The sequence below is a fragment of the Marichromatium purpuratum 984 genome, from assembly GCF_000224005.2.
Lineage (GTDB): Bacteria > Pseudomonadota > Gammaproteobacteria > Chromatiales > Chromatiaceae > Marichromatium > Marichromatium purpuratum.
Window position 1 is genome coordinate 532939 of record NZ_CP007031.1, and the last position, 26753, is coordinate 559691.

Annotated in this window: 26 protein-coding genes and 1 tRNA gene; 13 read left to right on the forward strand and 14 right to left on the reverse strand. The window is 68.5% G+C overall.

From position 1 onward, the window contains the following. Positions 1–44: 44 nt before the first annotated feature. The 4 genes from MARPU_RS02455 to galE all read left to right on the forward strand — a co-directional run bounded on the left by MARPU_RS02455 (position 45) and on the right by galE (position 2690). On the forward strand, positions 45–737 hold the full coding sequence (locus MARPU_RS02455) for a succinate dehydrogenase iron-sulfur subunit (RefSeq protein WP_005222533.1): 693 nt from the start codon (positions 45–47) through the stop codon (positions 735–737). Between the two features lie 84 nt (positions 738–821). Further along, entirely contained in the window at positions 822–1091 is a 270-nt protein-coding gene (locus MARPU_RS02460) for an FAD assembly factor SdhE (RefSeq protein WP_005222535.1), read from the forward strand. Positions 1092–1167: 76 nt separating this feature from the next. Beyond that, positions 1168–1626 (forward strand): protein YgfX, encoded by a 459-nt coding sequence (locus tag MARPU_RS02465; RefSeq protein WP_005222537.1) that lies wholly within the window; start codon positions 1168–1170, stop codon positions 1624–1626. A 50-nt stretch (positions 1627–1676) separates the two neighbouring features. Beyond that, positions 1677–2690 (forward strand): UDP-glucose 4-epimerase GalE, encoded by a 1014-nt coding sequence (galE, locus tag MARPU_RS02470; protein ID WP_005222539.1) that lies wholly within the window; start codon positions 1677–1679, stop codon positions 2688–2690. A gap of 6 nt (positions 2691–2696) precedes the next feature. Here the strand turns inward: galE and MARPU_RS02475 are convergent, their stop codons facing one another. From MARPU_RS02475 to mobA, 6 genes are all read right to left on the reverse strand, one after another. Next, complete coding sequence (locus tag MARPU_RS02475) at positions 2697–2957, reverse strand: hypothetical protein (protein ID WP_005222542.1); 261 nt, start codon at positions 2955–2957, stop codon at positions 2697–2699. Then, complete coding sequence (locus tag MARPU_RS02480) at positions 2954–3916, reverse strand: DUF72 domain-containing protein (RefSeq protein WP_005222546.1); 963 nt, start codon at positions 3914–3916, stop codon at positions 2954–2956. Before MARPU_RS02480 ends, MARPU_RS02475 begins: the two co-directional genes overlap by 4 nt. Positions 3917–3920: 4 nt before the next feature. Then, a complete protein-coding gene (locus MARPU_RS02485) occupies positions 3921–5279 on the reverse strand; it encodes a Do family serine endopeptidase (RefSeq protein ID WP_005222547.1) in 1359 nt (452 codons plus the stop codon). A gap of 139 nt (positions 5280–5418) precedes the next feature. After that, positions 5419–5892, reverse strand: a complete 474-nt coding sequence (locus tag MARPU_RS02490) for an Hsp20 family protein (RefSeq protein ID WP_005222548.1) — start codon at positions 5890–5892, stop codon at positions 5419–5421. A 292-nt stretch (positions 5893–6184) separates the two neighbouring features. Further along, the gene (locus MARPU_RS02495) at positions 6185–7099 is read right to left on the reverse strand and encodes a PEP-CTERM sorting domain-containing protein (RefSeq protein ID WP_005222549.1); all 915 of its coding nucleotides are present in this window, start codon (positions 7097–7099) and stop codon (positions 6185–6187) included. 340 nt (positions 7100–7439) lie between these two features. Beyond that, positions 7440–8078: a molybdenum cofactor guanylyltransferase MobA gene (gene mobA / locus MARPU_RS02500; protein WP_005222550.1), complete on the reverse strand. Its 639-nt coding sequence runs from the start codon at positions 8076–8078 to the stop codon at positions 7440–7442. A gap of 133 nt (positions 8079–8211) precedes the next feature. Here mobA and MARPU_RS02505 point away from each other — a divergent pair, with 133 nt between their 5' ends. Beyond that, positions 8212–10632: a diguanylate cyclase gene (locus MARPU_RS02505; RefSeq protein WP_005222568.1), complete on the forward strand. Its 2421-nt coding sequence runs from the start codon at positions 8212–8214 to the stop codon at positions 10630–10632. A gap of 14 nt (positions 10633–10646) precedes the next feature. Here the strand turns inward: MARPU_RS02505 and moaA are convergent, their stop codons facing one another. Beyond that, positions 10647–11669, reverse strand: coding sequence for a GTP 3',8-cyclase MoaA (gene moaA / locus MARPU_RS02510; RefSeq protein ID WP_005222569.1), 1023 nt, complete (start codon positions 11667–11669; stop codon positions 10647–10649). 297 nt (positions 11670–11966) lie between these two features. On the opposite strand from moaA, the gene MARPU_RS02515 reads away from it, so the two are divergent. From MARPU_RS02515 to MARPU_RS02525, 3 genes are all read left to right on the forward strand, one after another. Beyond that, entirely contained in the window at positions 11967–12983 is a 1017-nt protein-coding gene (locus MARPU_RS02515) for an extracellular catalytic domain type 1 short-chain-length polyhydroxyalkanoate depolymerase (RefSeq protein WP_005222570.1), read from the forward strand. Between the two features lie 171 nt (positions 12984–13154). Then, positions 13155–13700: a cytochrome b gene (locus MARPU_RS02520; RefSeq protein ID WP_005222571.1), complete on the forward strand. Its 546-nt coding sequence runs from the start codon at positions 13155–13157 to the stop codon at positions 13698–13700. 34 nt (positions 13701–13734) lie between these two features. Beyond that, positions 13735–15360 carry a c-type cytochrome gene (locus tag MARPU_RS02525; protein WP_005222573.1) on the forward strand — a complete coding sequence of 542 codons (1626 nt, stop codon included), beginning with the start codon at positions 13735–13737 and terminating at the stop codon, positions 15358–15360. Between the two features lie 57 nt (positions 15361–15417). Here the strand turns inward: MARPU_RS02525 and murU are convergent, their stop codons facing one another. Both murU and MARPU_RS02535 read right to left on the reverse strand, forming a co-directional pair. After that, positions 15418–16083: an N-acetylmuramate alpha-1-phosphate uridylyltransferase MurU gene (murU, locus tag MARPU_RS02530; RefSeq protein WP_005222574.1), complete on the reverse strand. Its 666-nt coding sequence runs from the start codon at positions 16081–16083 to the stop codon at positions 15418–15420. Then, positions 16080–17837 carry a SulP family inorganic anion transporter gene (locus tag MARPU_RS02535; protein ID WP_005222575.1) on the reverse strand — a complete coding sequence of 586 codons (1758 nt, stop codon included), beginning with the start codon at positions 17835–17837 and terminating at the stop codon, positions 16080–16082. The genes murU and MARPU_RS02535 overlap by 4 nt, the downstream gene beginning before the upstream one ends. 224 nt (positions 17838–18061) lie before the next feature. Here MARPU_RS02535 and MARPU_RS02540 point away from each other — a divergent pair, with 224 nt between their 5' ends. The 3 genes from MARPU_RS02540 to murI all read left to right on the forward strand — a co-directional run bounded on the left by MARPU_RS02540 (position 18062) and on the right by murI (position 20454). Beyond that, the gene (locus MARPU_RS02540) at positions 18062–18379 is read left to right on the forward strand and encodes a hypothetical protein (protein ID WP_005222576.1); all 318 of its coding nucleotides are present in this window, start codon (positions 18062–18064) and stop codon (positions 18377–18379) included. Position 18380: 1 nt separating this feature from the next. Continuing rightward, on the forward strand, positions 18381–19199 hold the full coding sequence (gene xthA / locus MARPU_RS02545; protein ID WP_005222578.1) for an exodeoxyribonuclease III: 819 nt from the start codon (positions 18381–18383) through the stop codon (positions 19197–19199). Between the two features lie 421 nt (positions 19200–19620). Beyond that, positions 19621–20454, forward strand: a complete 834-nt coding sequence (gene murI / locus MARPU_RS02550; protein ID WP_005222580.1) for a glutamate racemase — start codon at positions 19621–19623, stop codon at positions 20452–20454. Between the two features lie 87 nt (positions 20455–20541). Here murI and MARPU_RS02555 read toward each other — a convergent pair whose 3' ends face one another. The 5 genes from MARPU_RS02555 to MARPU_RS02575 form a co-directional block, all read right to left on the reverse strand. After that, complete coding sequence (locus MARPU_RS02555; protein ID WP_005222581.1) at positions 20542–20904, reverse strand: endonuclease domain-containing protein; 363 nt, start codon at positions 20902–20904, stop codon at positions 20542–20544. A 710-nt stretch (positions 20905–21614) separates the two neighbouring features. Continuing rightward, complete coding sequence (mtaB, locus tag MARPU_RS02560; RefSeq protein WP_005222582.1) at positions 21615–22922, reverse strand: tRNA (N(6)-L-threonylcarbamoyladenosine(37)-C(2))-methylthiotransferase MtaB; 1308 nt, start codon at positions 22920–22922, stop codon at positions 21615–21617. Positions 22923–23109: 187 nt separating this feature from the next. Beyond that, positions 23110–23199, reverse strand: a tRNA-Ser gene (locus MARPU_RS02565). A 126-nt stretch (positions 23200–23325) separates the two neighbouring features. Beyond that, positions 23326–23913 (reverse strand): L,D-transpeptidase family protein, encoded by a 588-nt coding sequence (locus MARPU_RS02570; RefSeq protein ID WP_005222583.1) that lies wholly within the window; start codon positions 23911–23913, stop codon positions 23326–23328. A 20-nt stretch (positions 23914–23933) separates the two neighbouring features. Continuing rightward, entirely contained in the window at positions 23934–25385 is a 1452-nt protein-coding gene (locus MARPU_RS02575; RefSeq protein WP_005222586.1) for a LysM peptidoglycan-binding domain-containing protein, read from the reverse strand. A gap of 177 nt (positions 25386–25562) precedes the next feature. Between MARPU_RS02575 and MARPU_RS02580 the strand changes: the two genes are divergently transcribed. Beyond that, positions 25563–26324 (forward strand): class I SAM-dependent methyltransferase, encoded by a 762-nt coding sequence (locus MARPU_RS02580; protein WP_005222588.1) that lies wholly within the window; start codon positions 25563–25565, stop codon positions 26322–26324. Further along, positions 26317–26748: a ribonuclease HI gene (rnhA, locus tag MARPU_RS02585; protein WP_005222591.1), complete on the forward strand. Its 432-nt coding sequence runs from the start codon at positions 26317–26319 to the stop codon at positions 26746–26748. Before MARPU_RS02580 ends, rnhA begins: the two co-directional genes overlap by 8 nt. Positions 26749–26753: the final 5 nt, after the last annotated feature.

Genomic DNA, 26753 nt, shown 5'->3' on the forward strand with positions numbered 1-26753 from the left:
GGCGCCGCGTGCGTGCGTCGTCCCGACCCCATCAGGTACCGAGCATGAAAATCAGCGTCTATCGCTACAATCCGGACATCGACGAACGCCCGCGGATGCAGGACTTCGAGGTCGAGCCCTTCCAGGGCATGATGCTTCGCGACGCCCTGCTGGAGATCAAGAAGCAGGACGAGAGCTTCAGCTTCCGTCACTCCTGCGGCGAGGGGGTGTGCGGATCGGACGCCGTCAACGTCAACGGGCGCAACATGTTGGCCTGTGTCACCCCGGTCGCCGAGCTGGGCAGGTCGATCAAGGTGCGCCCGCTGCCGGGTCGCCCGATCATCCGTGACCTGGTCGTCGACATGACCCAGTTCTACGAGCAGTATCGCGCGGTCAAGCCCTATCTGGTGCGCAACGATCCGCTGCCGGAGCAGGAGATCCTGCAGTCGCCGGCCGATCGCGACAAGCTCGACGGGCTCTACGAGTGCATCCTCTGCGGCTGCTGCTCGACGGCCTGCCCGTCGTTCTGGTGGAACCCGGAGAAGTTCCACGGCCCGGCGGCGCTGCTGCAGTCCTGGCGCTTCCTCGCCGACAGTCGCGACCAGGCCACCGAGGAGCGGCTCGACGCCCTCACCGGGCCTTACAAGCTGTTCCGCTGCCACACCATCATGAACTGCGTCGAGGTCTGCCCCAAGGGCCTGAACCCGACCCGCGCCATCGGTCACATCAAGGACCTGATGCTCGACAAGGGGATCTAGGTCTGCGCGACCATGTTCCCGGCCCGTCGTCTATCGCGTCGGGCCGGGGCGTCCGACCGATGCCGCTTCACAGGAACCTCGTCCATGACCGATTCCACCCCCGCGTCCGAGCGTCAACGCCTGGCCTGGCAGTGTCGCCGTGGCCTGCTGGAACTCGACCACCTGTTCTCTCGCTTTCTCGAACTCGGCTACGATGACCTCGATGCCGCCGGGCGCGTGGCCTTCCAGCGTCTGCTCGGCGAGCAGGATCAGGTGCTCAACGACTGGTTCATGATGGGCGTCGAGGCGCCCGATACCGAGATCGCCGCCCTGGTGGAGCGGATCCTCGCGGTGGTCAGCGTGCAGCGCGACTGACGCCGTCCTCCGGCACGCGTCTCTGCCCCGCGTGCCGGTTCCGCGGGCGTCGTCTCCAGCCTCATGGAGTCCGCCGATGTCCGCCACCCACTTCCCGCCACTGTCGATCCGTCCCCGTCGCTCGTCCCGTCTGCTGCGCTGGGTCCTCCTCGTGCACGCGTTCGCCGTTGCGGTGGCCCTGGCCCTGCCGCTGGGCCACTGGCGTTGGGCGCTGGCCGCGCTGATCCTGCTCGCCGCCGGCGTCACGCTGCTCGACCGCGTCCACGCCCGGCTGCCCTGGTCGATCGTGGCGGCGCGCTGGGAGGCCGACGGCGGCTGGCGGCTGTGGTTGCGTGATGGGCGCGAGCTGAACGCACGACTCAGTGCGGCGAGCTTCGTCGCGCCGCGGCTGGTGGTGTTGCACTGGCGCATCGGCCGGTTGCGTCGCTGCGCCCTGGTGCTGTTCGCCGACGCGCTCGATGCCGACACCCTGCGCCGGTTGCGGGTGCGGCTGCGCCATCAGGGCGTGGCTGAGGACGCCGGGGGATTGGGTTAGACTGCGGGCGCTCGGAGAGGGGGCGTCCACTGATCGAGAGGAGAGAGTCGATGCGTGTTCTGGTCACCGGCGGTGCCGGTTATATCGGCAGCCACACCTGTGTCGAACTGCTCGAGGCGGGCAACGAGGTGGTGGTCATCGACAACCTCAGCAACAGCAGCGAGGTGTCGCTGCAGCGGGTGCGGGAGATCACCGGCCGCGCAGTCGCGTTCCACGCCATCGATCTGCGTGATCGCGCCGCGCTCGCTGCGGTGTTCGCCGCCGCGCCGATCGACGCGGTGATCCATTTCGCCGGGCTCAAGGCCGTCGGCGAGTCGGTCGAGCAGCCGCTGCGCTACTACGACAACAACCTCGGTGCCACCCTCACGCTCTGTGAGGTGATGGCCGAGGCCGGGGTGCGCGATCTGGTGTTCAGCTCCTCGGCCACCGTCTACGGCGATCCGGCGCGGGTGCCGATCACCGAGGACTTCCCGCGCTCGGCGACCAACCCCTATGGGCGCTCCAAGCTCTTCATCGAGCAGATGCTCGGCGACCTGCATCGTGCCGACCCGCGCTGGAATCTGGCGTTGCTGCGCTACTTCAACCCGGTCGGGGCGCACCCGAGCGGGCGTATCGGCGAGGACCCGCGCGGCATCCCCAACAACCTCATGCCCTATGTCGCCCAGGTCGCGATCGGGCGGCGGCCCCGACTGCAAGTGTTCGGCGACGATTACCCCACCGCCGATGGCACCGGGGTGCGCGACTACATCCATGTCGTCGACCTCGCGCGCGGTCATCTCGCCGCGCTGCGCCGGTTGCGCGAGGTGCGCCCCGGGGTCGAGGCGATCAACCTCGGCACCGGACGCGGCTACAGCGTGCTGGAGATGGTCGCCGCCTTCGAGCGGGTCAGCGGGCGTGCGGTGCCCTATGAGATCGTCGCCCGCCGTCCCGGCGACATCGCCACCTGTTACGCCGACCCCGGCCGCGCCCGTGCGCTGCTCGACTGGGAGGCCGCGCTCGATATCGACGCCATGGTCGGGGATGCCTGGCGCTGGCAGTCGGATAACCCCGAGGGCTACGCCTGAGGGGCGTCAGCGTCGGGGCGGCCAGGGCCTGGGGTGTGGCGGCGGCAGTGGTCGCTGCGGTGGGCGCATCGGCACCAGCACCTCAATCTGCGGCGGCGGCATGATCAGCGGCGGCGGTGCCGGCTGGCGCTGGCTCGGGCGGGTGCTGTAGTGCTTGTCCTGCCGCGGCGCCGGCGCGTCCTCGAGCAGCGGGTCCACCCCGGCGATCGCGCCGGGGGCGCCGAGACCGAGCGCCAATAGCAATATCGGGTGACGTCGCCGTCTCATCCTTCCCCTCCCAGGATCTCCGCCCCCAGCGCCTCCAGGCTCAGCGGGGCGCAACCCTCGGCCTTGTTGTTGACGATCACATAGACCGACTCGCCGGCGTCGAGTGCCGCGCGCGCCAGCCGGGCGATCGCGGCACGGCGGGCCGGGTCGGGATCATGCAGGCGGTCGAACGGGGCGTAGCGCCGGCGCGCCGCTTCATAGCCGAATCCGGCGTGGAGCATCCAGCGGATCACCACCGGGCCTGGCGGTTGGTCGGCGAAGCATTGCTGTTGCGCGGCGAGGTCGGGGAGGCGCGGGTGCAGGGCATGGACCGGACGGGCGCCGCCGTGACGCAGCGCCTCGGCCAGATCGCGGGTGAGCAGGCCGCGATCGCGCACCTCGACGGCATAGCGGGGGCCCTGCGGCAGGCGGTGGAGGAAGCGGTAGAGCGCCTCGGCGAAGCGGCGTGGTTGCTCGGCGAGGGCGCGCCCGAGCGGTGGGAACTGGAACAGCAGCACCCCGGCGCGGTCGCCGAGCCCCTCAACGAAGGGGACGACGGCCAACTCGGTGGCGCGCGCCGGGTCGAGGAAGCCGGGGTTGTTGGCCTGGGGGACCCCGCCGCCGCCACGCTCGAAGGGGTCGGTGACCAGTGCCGGGGCCTTGACCAGGAAGCGGAAGTCCGCGGGTACCTGCTCGGCATAACCGGCCAGTCGCGTATTCGGCAGTGGCGCGTGATAGCCGCTGTCGACGCCGACGGTGCGATGCCAGGGGTGGGCGGCATAGGCGCCGAGCCCGTGGCGCGAGAGCCGGCTGCTGGGGTGGGCGCCGGCATAGACCAGTCCGTCCCAGCCGGGGAAGGACCAGGACGAGGTGCCGAGGCGCAACCCCGCCGGCAGTGGCCGCGCGGGTCGGGGCCGGGCGGCCGGGGCGACGCTCTCGGCCGCGCTCGGGGCGCCGAACAGGTCGAGCTGCTCGGTCATGGTCTCAGCGCCGCGCCAGGCGCACCAGCTCGTCGCCGCGTTGCAGGCTGAGACTGTAGAGCCCGCCGGCGCGGCGCAGCGCCCGCGCCAGGGTCTGCAACCCATCGATGCGCACGCCGTTGGCGTTGAGGATGCGATCGCCCTCGCGCAGCCCCGCCATCCAGGCCGGCGAGTCGGGCTCGACCCTGCCCACCGGCAGCCCGGGGACGCCGCCGCTGCGATCGAAGGCACCGATCAGCGCGCCGGCGAGGGCCTCGTCGATGCGCGCGCCGGGGAGGTAGTCGCGGTAGGGATCGGCGATTACCCCGCTCAGGCGCAGCGCCTGCCCGTCGCGGACGATGTCGAGCGCGACCCGGCTGCCGACCCGCAGCACGCCGAAGCGGTTGCGGACGTCGCTGGCGTTGGCGATCGGCTCGTCGTTGACGCCGAGGATGACGTCGCCGACCTGCAGCCCGGCCGCGGCGGCGGCCGAGTCGGGGTCGATGCGGGTGACCACGGCGCCGGCACGGCGCTCGAGTCCGAGCGCGGCGGCCAGGGCGTGATCGATGTTCTGCACCGCTGCGCCGAATTGGCCGCGGCGCATCTCGCCGTGCTCGACGAGCTGGGTCATGATCGCGCGCGCCATGTCCACCGGGATGGCGAAGCCGATGCCGATGTTACCGCCGCCGGGGGCGAGGATGGCGGTGTTGATGCCGATCAGCTCGCCACGCAGGTTGACCAGGGGGCCGCCGGAGTTGCCGGGGTTGATCGAGGCGTCGGTCTGGATGAAGTTCTCGTAGCCCTCGATGCCGAGCCCGGAGCGCCCCAGCCCGCTGACGATCCCCGAGGTCACCGTCTGGCGCAGCCCGAAGGGATTGCCGATGGCGACCACGAAATCGCCGACGGCGAGTGCGTCGGCGGCAGCGAAGGGCAGGGCGCTGAGCCCCTCGGCGGGGATCTGCAGCACCGCGATGTCGGTCTCGGGGTCGGTGCCGATCAGGCTGGCCTCGAGCGCGCGCCCGTCCTGCAGGGTGACGCGGATCTGGTCGGCCTTGTCGATGACGTGATGGTTGGTCAGCACCAGTCCGCAGCGGGCGTCGACGATCACCCCCGAGCCGAGACTGTTGCTCTCGCGCTTGCGTTCGCGCGGCAGGTCGAAGAAGCGACGGAAGAAGGGGTCGCGCAGCAGCGGGTGGTCGGCGGTCTCGATCGCGGTGACGGTGGAGATGTTGACCACCGCCGGCAGCACCCGTTCGAGCATCGGCGCCAGGCTCGGCAGCGGTTGGCCGTCGACGGCCAGCGGGAGCGCGGCCTGGGGGAGCGGCGCGGTGCAGAGCAGCGCGAGCGCGAGCGTGAGACGGGGGAGTACGGAGAAGCGCCTCATCGGTTGTCTCGATACTCTTGGAATACACGAAACGAGTGACATATCCGGTCGGGCCGGACAGGTCCCGAGCATGCGGCACGGACCGGGCGTGCGCCCGGCCCGTGGTGCGACCGATGGTCCGGGAGGACCGTCACCGGTCTCAGGCGGCCTCGACCTTGCCGGTCCCCTGGTCGGCGAGGTAGTGCTCGCCGTCGGCGCCGCGGATGGCGATCTTGCGCGGCTTCATCGCCTCGGGGATCTCACGGCGCAGCTCGATGTGCAGCAGGCCGTTCTCCAGTCGCGCATCCAGCACCCGGACGTACTCGGCGAGCTGGAACTTGCGCTCGAAGCTGCGGTTGGCGATCCCGCGATAGAGATACTCGCCGGGCTCCTCGGCCTGCTCCGGTCGCGAGCCCGAGACGGTGAGGATGTTCTCCTTGACCTCGAGCCCGAGGTCCTGCTCGGAGAAGCCGGCCACCGCCATGGTGATGCGGTAGTCGTTCTCGCCGCGCCGCTCGATGTTGTAGGGGGGATAGCCGCCGGGCTCGGTGTGATAGGCGTTCTCGAGCGCGGAGGTCATGCGATCGAAGCCGATCATGGAACGCAGCAGCGGGGAGAAGTCGATGGTCGTCATGTGCATATCCTCTTCATTGAGCAATATGGGAGCGAGCGTTCCGTGGAACCGCCCGGTTTCAGTCTGCGGACCTCTGATGAGCGCCCGCATTATGTAAATTAGGGGTGGCGACAAGGGATGTCAAGAGGGGGATGGGGGGTTTTTATGTCAAGTCGATCGCTCGGCCTCGGCACCCTTAGCTGGGGACTGATGCGCGGGTTGCAAGATGGGTGTGGAGGTCAGGGAAGGTGAGGGAGGCTGCTGCTGGGACGCGCGCCGGACTGCCCGGGGCGGGCGGCGCGCGGCGACGGGCTCAGCGGTGAGGATTGCGGCGCTTGCTGGTTGCAACCAGACCGAGTGCGCCCACTGCTGCGAGCAGCAGGGTTCCCGGCAGGGGGACGGTTGCCGGGGTAGAGACCTGTTGCTGGATTTCGGTGGCCTTGATGTTGACGAAGGCGGTACTGAAGGAGTCGGCCATCAGGCCGCCGGCACGCAGCTGGTTGAGATCCCAGGCCGCGCCCTTGGTGGCGAGCGCGAGATCGACATAGTCGGCGATGGTGGTGCCGTCGCCGCTCGATGCCGAAGCGCCGCTAAGCGTGGTGAAGCCGCCGTTACCGTCGGCCTGGTAACCGGTACCCTGACTATCGAGACCGAGCAGGTCGTCGATGCCCTGGGAGCCGAACTCGGCATTGACGACGACATTGAGCATGGCGTCGACACTGTTGAGGTCGCCGAGGATGCTGTTGTAGTCGAGCGTGTTGTTGGTGTTGTCGCGATCCTCGTCGGTGATCAGGATGACGTTGAGCGCGGCGTCCTTGCGTGGTGTGTAATGGTCGAGGAAGTAGTCGATGGCCGAATAGCCGTCCTCCCTGCTGCCCGAGGCCACCAGGTTGCCGGTGGCCGAGCCGAAGGTGCCGGCCGACATCCAGGTATCGTTCTCGCGCGCCTGGTCATCGATGCCCACCCCGCCGGTCTGTCCCGAGTAACGGGAGCCGAATCCGATCAGCGCATAGCGGTTGTTGCCGTCGGTGCCGTCACCGATGCCGTGGGTAACGAGCTGATTCTCGAGCGAGCTGATGGCACTTGGCAGCCAGGCCTGTTCTCCCCCCATTGAACCCGACTCGTCGATGATGATGGCGACATCGGCGATCTTGCCGGCTTGTGCCAGGCCGCTCATGCCAAGCCCGGCCAGCAAGGCGAGGCTCAGCAGTTTGGGTGTGTACTGCATCGTGCGTTACTCCATGTTCCGTTTCTTTTGTTTATCGATTCCGCGACCCCTGAGATCTGCTGGACAGCTGCGCGCGTTGGAATCCGTTGGAATCCAGGTCTTGCAACAGGCGTTTCGGCCGGGGATCCGTCAGCGGGTCATGGTCGATGAAGCAGGAACCGTGCCTTTTGGTATGGCTTGTTATGTTTGTTTTGGATCAATTGCTTATAGGTGACCGGTCTAAGATTGATAGGGAAGTGTCAAATAACTCGACGCCCTGCGTGTTACACGAGGCGGGATTGGCGGCCTGGGTTGTAGTGAAATCAAGCGGATAGATTGAGGTTGGTGGTGTCGAGCGTTGTTACAGGGGGGGTGATGGCGAGTCGAGGTCTTTGCTGGTCAAGAGCTTGAGTTCGGCGTGACGGCGCTGCTCGGGGGTATTGAGGTTGAGATCGGGCCAGGTGGAGGCATTGTAGAAGGCGTGTGCAAGGCGATACCGCGTCAGCCATGTCCACAATCGACGTTCTCCGTCGGCGAGGTAGTCCGCCAGGTCGGGGGCCAGCGCGGTTGGCAGCAACGCATGCAGTGGTTGGGGGCGTTCGCCGTCATGCGCGCAGGCAATGACGCCACCCTGTTCGTTCAGCGCGGCGCGTAGCCGCGCGAGCAGGTCGCGAGGCGGGGTGGGGTCGTCACAGGGCAGGGTGAGGATCCAGCCGGTTGGTGCCGCGCGCAGTGCGCCGAGAATGCCAGCGAGCGGTCCCGGGTAGTCGGGTAGGGGATCGCGAATCACCGGGTAACCGTAGTCTGAGTAGCGTGCGAGGTTGCGATTGGCGCTGATCAGTATGTTGTCGACCTGGGGGCGCAGGGCCGCCAGTACCCACTCGATCAGCGGTCGTCCGGCGACCGCAACCAACCCCTTGTCCATACCGTCCATGCGCCTGGCGCGCCCACCGGCGAGAATGACGCCGGTGATTGCGTCATGAGCGTGGAGTGGATGCATCCTGTCGACTCTCGGTGGTCTGGTGGGCGGTCCCGTGGTCGGTGCTCCGGACGACAATCGTGAGGTGATCATGACCAGCAGCCGATCAGCCGCGGATCGCCCTCGAAGTCCCTGGTTGCCGATAGCGGGCCTGATGGTGGCCGTGCTGCTGATCGCCCCGGCCCCAGCCCCGGCGCGCGAATCGTCGGTGACGTTGCAACTGAAGTGGCGCCATCAGTTCCAGTTCGCCGGCTATTACATGGCCGAGCGCCTCGGATTCTATCGTGACCACGGCATCGAGGTGCGCTTTCGCGAGGGTGGTCCCGAGACCGACGTGGTCACCGCCGTGGTTTCTGGCGAGGCCGAGTTCGGGATTGCCGCGAGTGATCTGCTGCTCGCCGCTCAGTATGCGCCGGTCGTTGCCCTGGCGCCGATCTTCCAACACTCGCCCTATGTGCTGCTGACCCTGGACGGGACGGCCGATCTGGCAATGCTCGATGGTGAACAGGTGATGCTCGATCGCGGTGCCGCCGAGATTCGCGCACTGTTGCTGAAGGTCGGGATTCCCACCGATGCGCTCACCATCCGCGACTACCGGGACGGGGTGGCGGCATTGCTCGCCGGTGAGGTCGGGGCGATCGCGGCCTATTCCACCACCGAGCCCTATTGGCTGCGCCGGGCCGGGGTCACTCCGCGGATGTTCTCGGCGCGCGATCATGGTATCGATCTCTATGGTGACATGTTGTTCACCAGCAAGGCACTGCTGCGCGATCATCCCACCCTGGTGCGTGATTTCGTCGCTGCCAGCCTGGCCGGCTGGAAGGCGGCGTTGCGCGATCCCGAGCAGGCGATCGCACTGATCCTGGCCGACTACAACACCCAGGGACTCGAGGCCGCGTTCTACCGCTTCGAGGCGGTCGAGACCCGACGGTTGATCCAGCCCGAGGTGATCGAGATCGGGCACGTCAATCCCGGTCGCTGGCGCCATATCGCCGAGGTCTACGCCGGGCTCGGCATGCTGCCGGAGGCGGTCTCGCTCGACGGTTTCGTCTATGACCCCGGGCCGGTCGAGATCGCTCCACGGGTGGTGCTGGCGCTGATCGTGGCACTGCTGATCGCCGTGCTGCTGGGGCTGCTGAGCTGGCGCGTGCATAGTCTCAATCAGCGGCTGCGTCGCGAGATCGTGCAGCGTGAGCGCGATCATCGTCGACTCGCCGAGAGCGAGGCACTGCATCGCCTGCTCACCGAGAACAGTGGCGATGTGATCTGGATGCTCGATCTCGATCGCTGGTGTTTCGACTATGTCAGCCCCTCGGTGCAGCGACTGCGTGGCTTCAGTCCAGAGGAGGTGATGGCCGGGCCGATCGATGTCTCGCTCACCACCGAGTCGGCGGTACGCCTGCGCCAGCAGCTGCTGGAGGGGGCGATGCGGGTCGCCGCCGGGGACCACGAGGGGCTGTTCGCCCTCACCGAGATCGAGCAGCCGTGCAAGGGCGGCGGCACGGTACAGACGGAGGTGGTGACCTCGCTGCTGGTCGATGGCTCAGGTCGGCCCTCCAAGGTGCTCGGGATCACTCGCGACATCACCGTGCGCAAGGCGCTGGAGGCTAAGCTGCGGATCCGTGCCGCCGCGATCGAGGCCGCCGCCGACGCCATCATCATCACCGATGCCGAGGGTTATCTGCTCTATGCCAACCCGGCCTTCACCCGTCAGACCGGCTACCGACTGGAGCCGGGGCGACGGTTGCATTCGCGGGTGCTCAAGAGCGGTCGTCACGACAGTGAATTCTATGCTGAGATGTGGCAGACCATCCTCGCCGGGCGGGTGTGGCGTGGCGAGCTGATCAACCGTCGTCGTGACGGCGAACTCTACGAAGAGGAGATGACCATCTCCCCGGTGGCCAACGAGCGCGGCGAGATCGAGCGCTTCATCGCCATCAAGCGCGACATCAGCGTGCAGCGAGCGATGGAGCGGGCGCTGCGCACGGCCAATCAGCGTCTGCGCGAGAATCTCGACGAGATCAGCGAGCTGCAACAGGAGCTGGCCGAGCAGGCGGTGCGCGACCCGCTCACCGGGCTCTACAACAGACGCCATCTCGACGATGCGCTGGCGCGCGAGCTGGCACGGATGCGGCGCGAGGCATCCACGCTGGTGGTCCTGATGGCCGATATCGATCATTTCAAGCGCATCAACGATGGCTGGGGCCATCCGGTCGGCGATGGAGTATTGCGCTCGCTCGCCGCTACGCTGCGCGATCACTTCCGCGAGTTCGATCTGATCTGTCGCTATGGTGGGGAGGAGTTCCTGGTGGTGCTGCCGGGGACCGGTCTCGAGCAGGGGCAGGCTCGCGCCGAGTCGGTGCGCCGCTATTTCGCCGCGCAGCGCATCGCCCTGGGCGATCGGCGCGAGCAGATCACCATCTCGATCGGTCTCGCCGTCTTTCCGCTCCACGCCACCGAGCAGGCGGCACTGATCGCCCAGGCCGACGCTGCGCTCTATCGGGCCAAGCGCGCCGGCCGCGACCGGGTGGTGGTCGCCGACCCCGCGATCGAATCCGAGGGGCTGGTCGGCTGAGCCCCGGGCATCACTCAGCCCCCGGTATGATTCATGTGGCGCTGGATGCGCGGTGGCGCGACCAGCGAGAAGTCGTGGCCGCGCGGTTTGAGCGCCATCGCCGCGACGATCGCGTGCCGGAGCGGTTGATCGTCGTCGGGGTGGGCGCGCAGCACCCGGCGCAGATCGACCGAGTGCTCCTGGCCGAGACAGAGCAGCAGCCGGCCCTCGGTGGTGACGCGTACGCGGTTGCAGTCGGCGCAGAAGTTATGGCTGTGCGGCGAGATGAAGCCGACCCGGGTGGCGGTGCCGGGAATGATGAAATAGCGCGCCGGGCCGCCTTCGTGGGCGGTGCTGGGGATCAGCTCGTGGTGTCGCGTCAGATCGGCGCGGATCGCCTCGCTCGGATAATGGAGCGCGGCACGATCGTGTTCGGTGATCGCACCGAGCGGCATCTCCTCGATGAAGCGGATGTCGAGGCCGCGCTCGATGGCGAAAGCCACCAGATTGCAGACCTCGTCATCGTTGCGCCCCCTGAGGATCACGCTGTTGAGGCTCACCCGGCGAAAGCCGGCGGCCAGTGCCGCCTCGATTCCGGCCAGCGTGGGGGCGAGCTCACCACGCCGGGTGAGTGCGCGAAAGCGCGCCGGGCGCAGGGTGTCGAGACTGATGTTGACCCGGCGCACCCCGGCGCGCACCAGCGCCGGGGCGTATCGCGCGAGCTGGCTGGCGTTGGTGGTGAGGGTGAGATCGTTGATGCCGCGCAGGGCGCCGAGACGCTCGAACAGCCACAGCGCGTTGCGCCGCATCAGTGGTTCGCCGCCGGTGATGCGCATCCGGGTCACCCCCAGCTCGCTGAAACAGCGTCCGAGTCGGGCGATCTCCTCGAGGGTGAGCAACTGCGCACGCGGCAGGAACTGTTGGCGCTCGGGCATGCAGTAGACGCAGCGCAGGTCGCAGCGATCGGTGATCGAGATCCGCACATAGTCGATGCGTCGGCCGAAGGGGTCGACGAGTGTGGCGCGGTCGACAGCCAGGGGCGAGTGCGATCGAGTCATGCAGGCCCTCCTCGTGGATGCGATAGCCCGAACCAGGGCAGTGAACACTGTCTCAGCCCATGGCGTGTACGGCAACCCGGCCCTTTGGGGTATTGAAAACCCGCGCAGGTGGCCAGCGGCTGCGTCGGTCACCCCGGTATCGACGAGTTCCCCGGTGCCCTGAGAGCCAAGGTGCTCGCGCCGGCCCGCGTTGACGGCCACGCCGGCCTTACTCTAGCCTCGATAGATTGGTGCCCCGGACAAGGTTCGTGTCCGTCCACGACAAGGGCGCATCGATCGCGGGAGACAGAGGACCTTATGGCAGATTTCTTCAAGTCGGCGATGCAGGAGGCCGCGCGGCTCACCCAGGCCGGGCGTGTGGCCGAGGCAACCGCACTGGTGCAGCGTGCCATGGGGTTGAGCGGTGGTGTCGATGGCGATGCCGCGGTGATCGAGGGTGAGTGTCGGCGGGTCGATCCCGTCTCCCCCGGAGATGAGGTCGAGCCCGGACGCTGGATCGGGGACACCTTTGCCAATACCGCCGGCGCGCGTCGCTATCGGCTCTATCTGCCCGAGCGCGCCGATGGGCTGGTGGTGATGCTGCACGGCTGCGGCCAGGGACCCGAGGACTTCGCTACCGCGACGCGGATGCACCTGTGCGCCGCCGTCCAGGGGCTGGCCACGCTCTATCCGGCACAGTCGTCCGAGGCCAATGGCGCCGGTTGCTGGAATTGGTACGAGCCGGCCGACCAGGGCCGCGATCGCGGTGAGTGCGCCATCCTCGCCGGCATGACCGAGGCGGTGATGATGGCCCATGGGCTCGACGACCGGCGCATCTATGTCGCCGGACTCTCCGCCGGCGGGGCGATGGCCGCGACCCTGGCGGCGGCCTATCCCGAGCGCTATGTCGCGCTCGGGGTGCACTCTGGACTGCCCGCCGGCTGCGCCCATGACCTGATCTCGGCGATGACGGTGATGCGCCAGGGTGCCTCGCCGCCGGTGCATGGACCACTGCCGACCTGTCCGACCATCGTCTTCCACGGGGATCGCGACACCCGAGTCAATCCGACCAGTGCGTTGGCGCTGATCGCCCAGGCGCGTGCCGGGGCGGTGCAGGGCGCCGTCGAGGTCGAGCGTGGGCGCGCGCCGACCGGACTCGCCTTCAGCCGTACCTGTTATCCGCAGGTCGCCGGGCGTGCCGAGGCCGAGCTGTGGCTGGTGCATGGTGCCGGGCACGGCTGGTCCGGCGGTGTGGCCGAGGCCAGCTATACCGAGCCGCGCGGGCCCGATGCCTCGCACGAGATGCTGCGCTTCTTTCTCCGACACGCGCGCTGAACCTCATCACGCCAGCGCGATTCCACCGCGTTTCCATGGTCTTGCGCCCTCGGCCATGACAGAATTCCTCGCGTCGGTCGCCGCGCGTGGCGGCGCACCGGCCATCGCCAGGTCGGCGTCGCTCGTCACTCTCCGATGCCCGCCCCGCAAACCCGCAAGAGGATCTCGACCTTGACCCCATCATCCGACTTCAAGCGCTATGGCCTGGTTGCTCAGGCCTTTCACTGGGCCATCGCCATCCTGCTGCTCGGTCTCTTCCTCAGCAACGCCATGCGCGAGATCACCCCGCGCGAGTCCGAGCTGCGGATGCTCTGGCTGAACCTGCACATGTCGCTCGGCTTCCTGGTCTTCGGTCTGACCCTGGCGCGTATCGCCTGGCGTCGGCTGGTGCCGCCGCCCGCGCTGCTCGACGCCCCGGCCTGGAGCCGTCTCGCCGCCAATCTCGGCCACCTGCTGCTCAACCTCGCCACCCTGCTGGTGCCGATCTCGGGCTATCTGCGCATCGCCTCCAAGGACATCCCCGCCGATTTCTTCGGTACCCAGATACCCTCGATCCTCGGTGAGATGCCGGGGCTGCACGCGTTCGTCAAGGCCTGGCCGCACGGTGAGCCGATGGAGCTGTTCTTCTACGCCCTCATCGGGGTGCATGTGCTCGCCGCGCTCTGGCACCAGTACATCCGTCGCGACAACGGTCTGCACCGCATGCTGCCCTGGTAGGGGTGTGCGCCACTTCGAGCGGAGGGATCCTGTGATGACGCATCTCGCCGCCGTCATGGCGACGGCGCTCCTGATCGTGTCGGTGCCCGCTTCCGGCGCGGCGCCGTTCGAGCGTGGCCGCACGCTCGCCGAGCAGGGCGATGCCGCGCGCGGTATCGTCGCCTGCGCCGGATGCCACCGTGCCGACGGGGGCGGTGACGAGGCGTTGGGCGCGGCGCGTCTGGCTGGTCTGGAACCGGCCTATCTCGCCACCCAGATCGAGCGCTTCCGCGCCGGCCAGCGCAGCCACCCGGTGATGAGCCCCTGGGCCGAGCGGCTGACGCCGGTTGACATCGCTGCGGTGAGCGCCTATTACGGTGCGCTGGCGCCGGCCTCCAACGCCAGGGCGCCGAGCGATGTCGATGCCGCCGCCGGCCGGGCACTGGCCGAGACCGGCGACTGGCCGGAGCGCGACCTGCCGGCCTGCGTGCGCTGTCACGGTCCCGGCGGGGTGGGTGCGGGCGCGGTCTTCCCGCCATTGGCGGGGCAGCCCTACAGCTATCTGCTCGCCCAGCTCCAGGCCTGGGGTACGGGGCGGCGCCACGGGGAGCCGATGGCGCTGATGGGCGCCGTCGCCGGGCGACTCGATGCCGACGAGCAACGTGCGCTCGCGGCCTATTTCGCGACCCGCCCGCTGGCCGTCGCCGATCCCGCCGACGACCTCCCCGATCCGTCGCCGCCGCCCGCGACCGCCAGCGTCAGCACGCCTGCGATGACGGTGGCTGGCGCGAACGCCGTCGTGCCCGAACACCTCGGGGCGGTGCCCGCCGGGCGCGCCGAGGCCGCGTCGCGCTTCACCCCGCCGAGTCGTGATGCGCTGCCCGAGGGTCCGCTCGGCGAGATGGTGCGACTCGGCGCGCGGCTGTTCCGTCACACCAACACCGACCCGCGCTCGGCGCCCCATGTCGGCAACGACCAGACCTGCGCCGGTTGTCATCTCGACAATGGCCGTCGCGCCGACGCCTCACCGATGTGGGCCGCCTGGGTGGCCTATCCGGCCTATCGTGGCAAGAACCAGCGCGTCGATACCATGGCCGAGCGCATCCAGGGCTGCTTCCGCTACTCGATGAACGCCCAGGACAGCGTCAGCGGCCAGGTGCCGGAGACCAACGGCCTGGTGCTCGATGCCCTGCAGAGCTACATCTTCTGGCTCGCTACTGGCGCCCCGACCGGCGACACCGCGATGTCCGGGCGTGGCTATCCGCGTCTGCAGCCGCCCGCCGAGGGCTTCGACCGCACCCGTGGCGCGGCGCTCTACGCCGAGCACTGTGCGCTCTGTCACGGCGCCGAGGGTGAGGGGCTGCTGGTCGACGGTGAGGTGGTGTTCCCGCCGTTGTGGGGGCCACGCTCCTACAACTGGGGTGCCGGCATGCATCGCGTCGATACCGCCGCGGCGTTCATCGCCGCCAACATGCCGCTGCTCGATACGGTGCGACTCACTCCCCAGGAGGCCTGGGACGTTGCCGCCTACATCAATGCTCACGAGCGTCCGCAGGACCCGCGCTTCGACGGCTCGGTCGAACGGACCGCCGCGCGCTTCCACGCCAGCCCCTTCGACCTCTACGGCGAGCCGCTCGGCGTCGACGGCGCCGTGCTCGGCCAGGGGGTGGCCAAGGATTGAGACCAGGTCGCGTACGGGCGTGCGGCGGCGGGTTCGATTCCTGCGGCTGCCGTCGGTTCAGCTGCGCTCGCGCAACAAGGCGTCGAGCGCGGCGAGGCGCTCCGGGGTACCGATGTCGAACCAGCGTCCGCGATGGTGCAACCCGCCCACCCGGTCGTCGGCCATCGCCGCGCGCAGCAGGGGCGCGAGACGGAAGGCGCCCTCGGGCTGCTCGGCGAACAGCGCCGGGTGATAGAGGCCGATCCCGGTGAAGGTCAGGCGCGGCGCGCCGCCATCGCGCACCCGACCGTCATCCAGCGAGAAATCGCCCTCGGGGTGGTGCAGCGGGTTGTCGACCAGCGCGAGCTGCGCCAGATCGCCCGGGGCGAGGTGCAGCGCGCCCGGGTCGAGGTCGCACCAGACATCGCCGTTGACCACCAGGAAGGGCGCCTCGCCGAGCAGCGGCAGGGCGCGACGGATGCCGCCGCCGGTCTCCAGCGCGGCGGCCTCGGGCGAGTAGCGGATCTCCACCCCGAGGTCGGCACCGTCGCCGAGCGCGTGCTCGATCTGCTCGCCGAGATGGGCGTGATTGATCACCAGTTCGCGGATACCCGCCGTGGCCAACCGCTCGATGTGATGGACGATCAGCGACCGGCCGCCGGCCTCGAGCAACGGCTTGGGGGTGTGGTCGGTGAGCGGGCGCATGCGGGTGCCGCGCCCGGCGGCGAGGATCATCGCCTTCATGATTGCTGGCACTCCTGGAAGATACGTTGCTCGCAGCCGGCGCAGACCCGTTTGTCGAGCTTCTGGTAGATGGCGCGGATGGCCGCGGTCTTGGACTGGAAGACGTTGCGCGCCTCGGTCTCGTCGAAACAGCCGTAACGCTCGAGCGCGTCCCACAGCCCCTGCTTGACGTGGATCAGATACATGCCGCCGCCATCGAGGCGCCGACGGCGCTCCTCCTGCAACAGCGCCTGGCCACCCTGATAGTCGACGAAATTGATGCCGGTGCACACCAACGCAAGGTGTTTGCGCTCCGGGTGCTGGTGGCGCAGCTGGTCGAAGGCCTGCTCGACATGGGGCACCGAGCCGAAGAACAGCGAGCCGTCGACCCGCATGATGTGCAGCTGCGGACAGCGCGGCAGCTCCGGGTCGCTGGAGAAGGCGCGATGGGCGAGGCGCGGGTCGGGTGCTCGGGTGTGGATCAGCGGCTTGGAGGTGCGATCGAGATAGAGCACCAGCGAGAGCAGCACCCCGGCGAAGATCGCGAACTCCAGCTCGAGCAGGATCGCCGAGAAGAAGGTGACGGCGAGCACCGCGGTCTCGCGCTTGGAGGCGTGGAGGATGTGACGGATCTCGGCGCGATCGATCAGCCCCCAGGCGACCAGGAACAGCACCCCGGCCATCGCCGCCTTGGGCAGATAGCTCGCCAGCGGCGCGACCAGTAGCACGATCACCATCAGCAGCACCCCGGCGAGGATCGCCGCCAGCGGGGTGCGGGCGCCGGCCTCGTAGTTGACCGCGCTGCGGTTGAACGAGCCGGTGGCGACATACCCGGAGAAGAAGGAACCGGCGAGGTTCGACAGCCCCTGACCGATGAATTCCTGGTTGCCGTCGATGCGATAACCGCCGCGCGCGGCCAGTGCGCGACCGATCGATACCGCCTCGGTGAGCGCGAACAGGGTCACCGCCAGGGCCACCGGCGCGAGTTCGCGGATGTGATCGAGGGTGAGCGAGGGCGCCGAGAGCGGCGGTAGGGTCGAGGGCAGGGCGCCGACGGTGACGATGCCGGTGCGCGCCGCACCGAACAGCTGATCGAGTCCCAGCGCCACCAGGCTGCCGCCGAGCATGGCGACGATCATGAAGGGGATGCGTGGCAGCCAGCGCCGGCAGGCCAGACCGAGCAGCACGGTGGCGAGCCCGACCAGGGCGGCGGCCGGGTTGATCTCGGGGAGGTGCTTGACGAACTCGAAGAGGATCTCGTGGAGGTGGCCGCTGCTGTCCATCTCGATGCCGAAGAAGTGCTTGAGCTGCTTGGCGGCGATCAGTACCGCGGCGGCGGCGGTGAAGCCGACCACCACGGCGTGCGAGATGAAGTTGACCAGCGCGCCCATGCGCACCAGCCCGAGCGCCAGCTCCAGCACCCCGACCATGAAGGTCAGGGTCAGCGCCAGGGCGACATAGTCCGGTGTGCCCGGTATCGCCATCACCGAGAGCGAGGAGAACACCACCACCGAGGCGGCGGTGGTCGGTCCCGAGACCAGGTGGCGCGAGGAACCGAACAGCGCGGCGATGATCGCCGGCACCATGCCGGCGTAGAGCCCGTATTCGGGCGGCATCCCGGCGATGGTGGCGAAGGCCACGCCCTGGGGGAGCACGACGATGGCACCGGTGAGCGCGGCGACGACATCGGCGCGCAGCTCGGCGGGGCCGACGCCGGGGAGCCAGGCCATGAAGGGCGTCAACCAGGACCAGCGGGAGGGCGGGGACGACTGCATCGGCGAGACCTCGGGTGATGGTTGGCGGAGTGGGTGCGGGTGTCCCCGTTGGCGGGCAGCGGACGCTGCATTCTAAGTGAGCGACGGGACGATGAAAAATCCTCCACCGGTGCGGCGGACGTCGGCGCGGCGCTTGGGTGCCCGATCGACACATGCTAGCCTCGCGACGATGGCGCCCGGCCAGCGCTTTCCGTCACTATCGACCAGCGAGAGACCCCGATTCCATGTCCAGTCCAGCTCCTGCCCTGCCGTCCGACCAGCTCCTCGACCGTTTGCTGGCGCTGCTCGAACGGCTCTATCGCGACACCGCCGACTATCGCGCGCGCCGCGACGAGGCCCAGTGCTGGTACGACCGTGGCTATGCCGACGGCATGCGCGCGGCGCTCGCCGCACTCGGTCACGGTGCGGCGCTCGCCGCCCGCCCGTTGCCCGAGATCGAGCCGCTGGCGCCGACCGAGCGGGTGACGCCCTGGGGGCGTGCCCATGCCCACGGGGTCGAGGTCGGCGGGCGCGAGACCCGCGACGTGCTGGGAGGTGTCTGAGATGTTCAAGATCGTCTCCTTCAACATCAATGGCATCCGTGCCCGTCAGCACCAGCTCGAGGCACTCAGGGACGCGCACGACCCCGACATCGTCGGGGTGCAGGAGTGCAAGGTCGCCGACGAGCAGTTCCCGCGCGCGGCGGTCGAGGGGCTGGGGTATCACGCCCGCTTTCACGGTCAGAAGGGACACTATGGCGTCGCCCTGCTCAGCAAGGCCGAGCCGCTGTCAGTGCTCAAGGGGCTGCCGGACGACCCACCGGACGCCCAGCGGCGGCTGATCACCGGGCGTTACGCGCTGTCCGACGGCACCCCGATCACGGTCATCAACGGCTATTTCCCGCAGGGCGAGTCGCGCGACCACCCGCTGAAGTTTCCGGCCAAGCAGCGCTTCTACGCCGGGCTGCTGGAGTATCTGCGCGGCCAGTTCTCGCCCGCTGACCTGGTAGTGGTGCTCGGCGACATGAACGTCGCCCCCTCGGATCTCGACATCGGCATCGGTACCGACAACGCCCGGCGCTGGCTGCGCAGCGGCAAGTGCAGCTTCCTGCCCGAGGAGCGCGAGTGGCACCGCGCGCTGACCGACTGGGGGCTCTGTGACGCCCATCGCGTGCTCCACCCCGACAGCGCCGATGCCTTCAGTTGGTTCGATTACCGCTCGCGCGGCTTCGAGCGCGAGCCCAGGCGCGGACTGCGCATCGACCAGCTGCTGGTGACCGCGCCCTTGCGCGAACGCCTGATCGAGACCGGCATCGACTACGAGATCCGCGCCATGGAGAAGCCCTCCGACCACTGCCCGGTGTGGGCGAGCTTCGAGGGCTAGAGACGGTCAGTCGCTTTCAGCCGGCAGCTGTCAGCCGCCAGGAATTTGAACCGCGAAGCCGCGAAGGGCGCAAAGGGGAATAAGCCGCCAGCCGTCAGCGATCAGCCACCAGAGGGTGCGGACTCGCGCCGTCTGTGGCCTCACGCCGACATCACACAGCATTCACTTTGCGCGCTTCGCGGCTTTGCGGTTCAATCTTGGCCGCTGGCCGCTGGCCGCTGGCCGCTGGCCGCTGGCCGCTGGCCGCTGGCCGCTGGCCGCTGGCCGCTGGCCGCTGGCCGCTGGCCGCTGGCCGCTGGCCGCCCCTGCGTGGTTCAATCCCCCGGCGGCCGACGTCGCGGCCGATTGTCAGGCCGCCGGGTGCGGCCTACACTCGTGCTGGTTGTTCCGACCCACCTCTCGCGTCTCAGGCCACTCCAGGATGATCCGACAGCAACCGATCGGCGTATTCGACTCCGGCGTCGGCGGGCTGTCGGTGCTGCGCGAGATCCGGCGCGAGCTGCCCGGGGAGGACCTGCTCTATGTCGCCGACTCCGCCCACGCCCCCTATGGCGACAAGCCGACCGAGGCGATCGAGACGCGCTCGCTGGCGGTCGCCGAGTTCCTGATCGGGCGGGGCGCCAAGGCGATCGTGATTGCCTGTAACACCGCCACCGGGGTGGCGGCGCGAGTGCTGCGGGCGCGTCACGCGCTGCCGGTGGTGGCGATGGAGCCGGCGGTCAAGCCCGCCGCCGCGCGCACCCGTAGTGGTCGTGTCGGCGTGCTCGCTACTCGTCAGACGCTGGCCAGCGCCAACTTCGCGCGCCTGCGTACCCGTGTCGCCGGACAGGCCGAGGTCCTTGCCCAGCCCTGTCCCGGGTTGGTCGAGCGCATCGAGCAGGGGGATCTCGACGGCCCGCTGACCCACGCTCTGCTCGAGGGTTATCTGACGCCGCTGCTCGAACGAGAGGTCGATACCCTGGTGCTTGGCTGCACCCACTACCCGCACCTGCGCCCGCTGATCGAACGGCTCGCCGGGCCGGAGGTCGTGGTGCTCGACTCCGGGGCTGGCGTCGCCCGTCAGGTGCGCCGCCGGCTCGCCGAGGCCGGTCTGCTCGCCCCGCTCGGTCGGGTCGGCGGCGAGCGCTTCTGGACCAGTGGCGAGCAGGCGCAGGTCGCTCCCCTGATCGCGCGTCTGTGGCCGGGTGCGCCGTCGTTGGCCGTGCTGCCGGAGCCGATTGAGTCGGGTGTCTCGCTGCTGCGCGAGGGGGCTTGAGCGCGACGAATCAACCAACCCATTGTTTCAATGGGGGTTGTGTCGGGTTCTTCCTTTCTGGATGTTGAATCCTGTGCTTCTGGCCCTTCAGGTTGGGCCATGGTCGATGGCGCGATGGATCGTCTCCAACACGACGTCGGTCTCGTTCAGGGCCTGACGGTTGTCGAATCGCAGCACGGTCAGACTGATATCGGCCAGCGCCTGATCGCGTCTCGCGTCCTTGGCCCTGTGCTCGGGGACTCGGTGCTGACCGCCGTCGATCTCGATCACCAGTGCGGCCTTGGGGCAGTAGAAATCGACGATGAAGCCGAGCAGCGGTTTTTGTCGATAGAACTGCAGACCGTGGACCTGTTTGCGACGCAGCCGCTGCCAGAGCGCCTGTTCGGCCTTGGTCATGTTGCTGCGAAGGTGACGGGAGAAGGGCTTGAGCGACTTGTTGTAGGGTTGCAAGTTCGACCTCCCTGCCCCTTGGCTGGAATAAGGTGTCAGTTCATGGTCTGTGGAGAAGGTGGTTGCTCGTCGCGTGAAGTCCAGTTTTGTGTTGATGCTCGAAGGTTGGGGGATGGTCGGGGGTCTCCTTTTATCTTGCTTTTTTGATGGTCAATCCCCCCTAGCCCCCCTTTTCCAAAGGGGGGGCCTCAGGGTGTTCAAAGGGGGAGCCTCAGCGTGAGGTCCCTGCAGTTGCTGCACCGGCTCATCGCGCAACGCATGGCGTAGCGGCGCAGGTTGCTGGAAGGCGCGGCTGGCGTACTGGTGAGTAACGTCTCCAACCCAGATCTTCCTCTGACGCAGGAGGGAGCATCCTCCCATTGATGTCTCCAACCCAGATCTTCCTCTGACGCAGGAGGGAGCATCCCCCCATTGACGTCTCCAACGCAGTTTTTCCTTTGGCGCAGGAGGGAGCATCCTCCCATTGACGTCTCCAACCCAGATCTTTCTCTGACGCAGGAGGGGGCATCCCCCCATTGACGTGTCCAACCCAGATCTTCCTCTGACGCAGGAGGGGGCATTCCCTCATTGACTTGTCTAGCCCAGCTCCCCCCTCCGACGCAGGGGGGGAACCTCATCCCTCATTAAACGTATCCAACGCAGTTCCCCCCTTTGACAAAGGGGGGGTAGGGGGGGATTGGTCCTCGCTGGACTGGGCGTCACTCGTCTGGTCAACGCGCTCGGATCGCTTGTCCGAGCAGGTGTTCGCCGTCGTCGTCGGTGATCTCGACCTCGACCAGGGCGTTGGTGTCGATCGGGTCGGGCAGGGCAGTGAAGCGGACCGGCAGGTAGTTGGGGGTGTAGCCCTGGCCCGGTAGGTTGCGTGCCGGGTCGGGGGCCTGCTCGCAGAGCACCTCGACGCGGCTGCCGTGCTGCTGGCGCAGCAGTTCGGTGCGAGTGGTTGCGGCGAGCTGTTGCAGCGCCTGGCTGCGCGCGCGCTTGGTGGCGCTGTCGACGCGCCCGGGCAGGGTGGCGGCCAGGGTGCCGGCGCGGGGCGAGTAGGCGAAGGCGTGGATGTGGCCGAAGCCGACGGTCTCGACCAGCGACAGGGTCTCGCGCCAGTCGTCCTCGTCCTCGCCGGGGAAGCCGACGATGACGTCGGTGGTGACGTTGAGTTCGGGGCGCGCGGCGCGGCCTGCGGTGACCAGTTCGATGAAGGCCTCGCGCTTGCAGCGTCGGGCCATGCGGCGCAGCACCCGGTCCGAGCCGCTCTGTACCGGCAGGTGCAGGTGCGGCATCAGGCGTGAATCGGCGAACAATCCCCAGAAGTCATCCGGCAGGTCCCAGGGTTCGAGCGAGCCGAGCCGCAGGCGCTCGATGCCGGTATCGGCGAGCACTGCGGCGATCAGCTCGCCGAGGTCACTGCCTCGGTCATGGCCGTAGCCGCCGAGGTGGACGCCGGTGAGGGCGACCTCGCGCACCCCCTGGCGCGTCAGACGGTCGATCACACTCACCACCTGCGCGATCGGACGGCTGCGCTCCTCGCCGCGGGCGCGGGTGGTGATGCAGAAGGTGCAGTTGTAGCGACAGCCGTCCTGCACCTTGACGAAGGCGCGTTGGCGCCCACGCGCGAACAGCGCCTCGGCGCCGCCGGCAGTGGCGCTCTCGGGCATCAGCGGCAGCGTCAGGGTGGCGCGCGCGATCTCCACCAGCCGATCCTTGTCGGCGTTGCTCACCACCAGGTCGACGCCGGACTCGCCGGCCAGCGCCTCGGCCTCGAGCGCGGCCAGACAGCCGCTGACGATCAGCCGCGCGCGCGGGTTGTCGCGCTGGGCGCGACGCAGCAGCTTGCGCGACTTGCGCACCGCCTCCTGGGTGACGGCGCAGGTGTTGATCACCACCAGATCGGCGCCCTCGCCGTCGGCGGCGAGCTGGATCCCGGCGCGGCGGAACTGCTCGGCCCATTCCTCGAGTTCGGCCTCGTTGAGACGGCAGCCGAGGCTGTGCAGACGAATGGTGGGGGCGTTGGCGCGGTGCATGATCGGTCGGGACTGCGATGGGACTGGGTTTCGGGGAGGGGAAGTATAGGGGGTTGCCGGCATGGGCGGCATCCGTTTGGCCCGTGAGCAGATAAACCTCGAGCGGAACACAAGAGCGGTGCTCGATCGACGCGATGGCTATCAGGATTTGGGTCGTGCTGGAATCGGACGATTCCAGGGGGGAAGATGGCGGAGAGGGTGGGATTCGAACCCACGGACCCGCAAGCGAGTCACTTGATTTCGAGTCAAGCCCGTTCGACCACTCCGGCACCTCTCCAAGTGCTGGCGGTCCGCGCATGGCGCGGCAGCGAGTCGGGAATATTAATGGTGTCGTCCCGGCTTGTCTACCCCTGTTTTGCGGGTTGGTGTCTCCGTCCTGCGTCTCGGGGCGCGCCGGGACCGCTCAGGGCAGGATCTCGATCGGGGTGCCGTCGGCCACCAGCGACCAGATCTGCTCGATCTCGGCGTTGTCGACGGCGATGCAGCCGGCGGTCCAGTCGCCGTTGCGGTTGGTGTCGGGACCGGTGCCGTGGACCATGATGGCGCCGCCGGGGTCATCACCGTGGAGACGCGCGCGCAGCCGGTCGCCGGGACCGGGGTAGGAGATGTGCAGGGCGCGGTGGAAGCGGCTGGCGGGGTTGCGCCAGTCGATGCGATAGCGTCCCTCGGGGGTGCGGCCATCGCCCTCGCGGCGTTTGTGGCCGAGCGGCTGGAAGCCGAGCGCGATGGCGTAGCTTTGCAACACCGCGCCGTCGCGCAGCAGATAGAGTCGGCGCTCGGCCTTGCGCACGAGGACGCGGTCGGCCATGCCTGGACGCGGGGGGCGGAAGTCGTCGGGCGCGCTGGTCGGGCGCAGTGGTTGGGGGAGGGCGAGCAGCGACATCGCGCGTGCCGATGGCGGGAGCGTCAGCCCGAGCAGCGCGCCGAGCAGCGCCCGTCGCCCGGGTGTGGACGATGGACGTTGCTCGGTGGCGTGGATGACGCGGGGCACCGGGTCATCCTCGGGGCGGTTCAGCTCTTGTGCCGATAGATGCGCAGGGTGTCGCCGATGTCGAGACGCGAGTCGGAGAGGGCGTTCCAGCGCTGGAGGTCGTCGACGGTGACGCCGTAGCGGTGGGCGATCACGCTCATCGAGTCGCCGCTGCGCACCCGATAGGTGACCAGCGCATCGCTGCCGGGGATGCGCAGCTTCTGCCCCGGGCGCAGGGTGTCGTCGAGATCGAGATGATTGCTCTCGGCGAGTGTGCGCACCCCGAGGTCGTGACGGCGGGCGATGGCGCTGAGGGTCTCGCCGCGTTTGACCACGTGGACCAGTGCCTTGGGCGTCGTGCGCGCGGGCTTGGCGACGGCGACCGCCGGGCGTGCCTGCGGGGTGGCGCGCTCGCGGATATGGACACGGCTCGAGGCGCTGTAGGCCGCGGGCGTGACCACCTCGGTCTGGGCCAGCGCCTTGCGCAGCAGCGCGCCGCTGCCGGCCGGCACCAGCAGGTTGGCCTGGGCGCCGGGGGCGGTGCGCGCGCGCTTGAGACCGGGGTTGAGTCGCTTGAGGGTGGCCAGCTCGACGCCGCTGGCGTTGGCGAGCTTGGCCAGTTCGACCGCGCCCGGGGTGCGGATCAACTCGAGCTGGGGGCGATCGGGGAGCGGCGGCAGGGCCAGGCCGTACTGCCCGGGGGTCGCCACCAGACGCGCGGTGGCGAGGATCTGCGGTACATAGTCGCGGGTCTCGGCGGGCAGTTGCAGCGACCAGAAGTCGGTTGGCTGGCCCTGGCGACGATTGCGCTCGACGGCGTTGGCTACGCAGCCGGGGCCACAGTTGTAGGCGGCCATGGTGAGTGCCCAGTCGCCGTCGAACTGGGCGTTGAGCTGCTCGAGATAGTCGAGCGCGGCGCGAGTCGAGGCGAGCACGTCGCGTCGCTCGTCGCACCACTGGTCCTGACGCAGTCCCATGGCGCGTCCGGTGTAAGGCATGAACTGCCAGATCCCGGCGGCGGCCTTGGACGAGGTGGCGCCGGGGTTGTAGCGACTCTCGACCTGGGGCAGCAGCGCCAGCTCCATCGGTAGGCCGCGCCGTGCGATCTCGTCGACGATTAGGCGCAGGTAGGGGCGAGCGCGATCATTGAGCCGGGTGAGATAGCGCGGGTCGCGCTTGAAGCGTGCGATGACCGCCTCGACCCGCGGGTTGTGCTGGTCTTGCAGTCGCATGCCGGTGCGTACCCGGGTCCACAGGTCGCCACCGCCGGTGGTGGTTGCGAGACCCTGGCCGCCGCTGGTGGTCTCCAGGCCGCTGATGTCGACCGCAGGTCGGACGAAGCCGTATTCGCGGGCCGAGACGATCTGGGGGCGTGCGTCCGAGTCCTGTTCGGCGCGAGTGAGGGGTGAGTCCTTGACGCAGCCCGAGAGAACGGGCGCGAGCAACAGGGGCAGCGCGCACAGCGTGCGTGCCAGACGTGAAACATCAGGCATTGAATCCCCGGGGAGGCGTTAAGTGTTTGTAAAGAAGGATTTTTTGAATTCTCGCGCGACATCATAAGTCAAACCCGGGGTCGATTTCCAGGTCCGGCGTCGGGAATTGCGTGAGCCTGAGTAGACGACAGCGCGGGGTCGCTGCGGTTAACATGGCCGCCTCGAAGAGGCTGCCGCATGACTGCTTGCAAGGGGCCGGATTCCCCGCTCGCCCAACTCCAGCGCTGGTATCGCTCGCCGCTCGGCACCGAGCTGGCGCGGCTCGAGTGTGCCTGCGTGCAGCAGCTGCTGCATGACACCTTCGGCTATTATCTGGTGCAGGTCGGGGTCACCGAGAGCTTCCGTGACGCGCTCGCCACCAGTCGGATCCGGCATCGCATCGCCATGCCCTGCGATCCGCCGCCGCTGGCCCGGGCCCCGGCGATCGTCGGTCTGGCCTCGCAGTTGCCACTGGCTTCGGACAGTATCGATGCGCTCTTCCTGCCCCATACCCTCGATTTCTCGCCCGAGCCGCAGGCGGTGCTGCGCGAGGCCGAGCGCATCCTGATCCCCGAGGGGCGACTCATCGTCATCGGCTTCAATGCCATCAGCACCTGGGGCCTGCGCGGCCTGTTGCGAGGCTCGCGGGGGCCGGCGCCCTGGTGCGGACGCTTTCGTACCAACTATCAGATGGAGGCCTGGTTGTCCGATCTCGGTTTTGCGCTCGAGCGGCGCGAGTTCCTGATGTTCCGTCCCCCCCTGACCGGCGCGCTCGGCCCCGGTGGACCACGCATCGAGGCCCTGGGGCGACGCCTGATGCCAACGCTCGGCGGGGTCTATGTGCTGCGAGCGGTCAAGCGGGTATCGACACTCATTCCGCTGCGCTCGTCGTGGCGTGGCCGTCGACAATTGTTGCCGGGACGGGTCGAGCCGACCGCGCGGAGGAATCCAAATGTCTGAGGCGGTGCACGCCTATACCGATGGTGCCTGCAAGGGCAATCCCGGCCCTGGTGGCTGGGGGGTGCTGCTGTGCTGGGGCGAGGCCGAGAAGAGCCTCTGCGGCGGCGAGCGCGAGACCACCAACAATCGCATGGAGTTGATGGCGGTGATCATGGCGCTGGAGTCGCTCAAGCGGTCGAGCGAGATCGAGATCACCACCGACTCGCAGTACGTCAAGCGCGGGGTGGGCGAGTGGATGCCGCGCTGGAAGCGCAACGGCTGGCGCACCGCCAGTCGCCAGCCGGTGAAGAACCGCGACCTGTGGGAGCGGCTCGACGCCGCGCTCGCCGATCATCAGGTGCGCTGGCACTGGGTCAAGGGGCATGCCGGGCACCCGGGCAACGAGCGCGCCGATCAGCTCGCCAATCAGGGCATTCCGAGGTAGCCGGC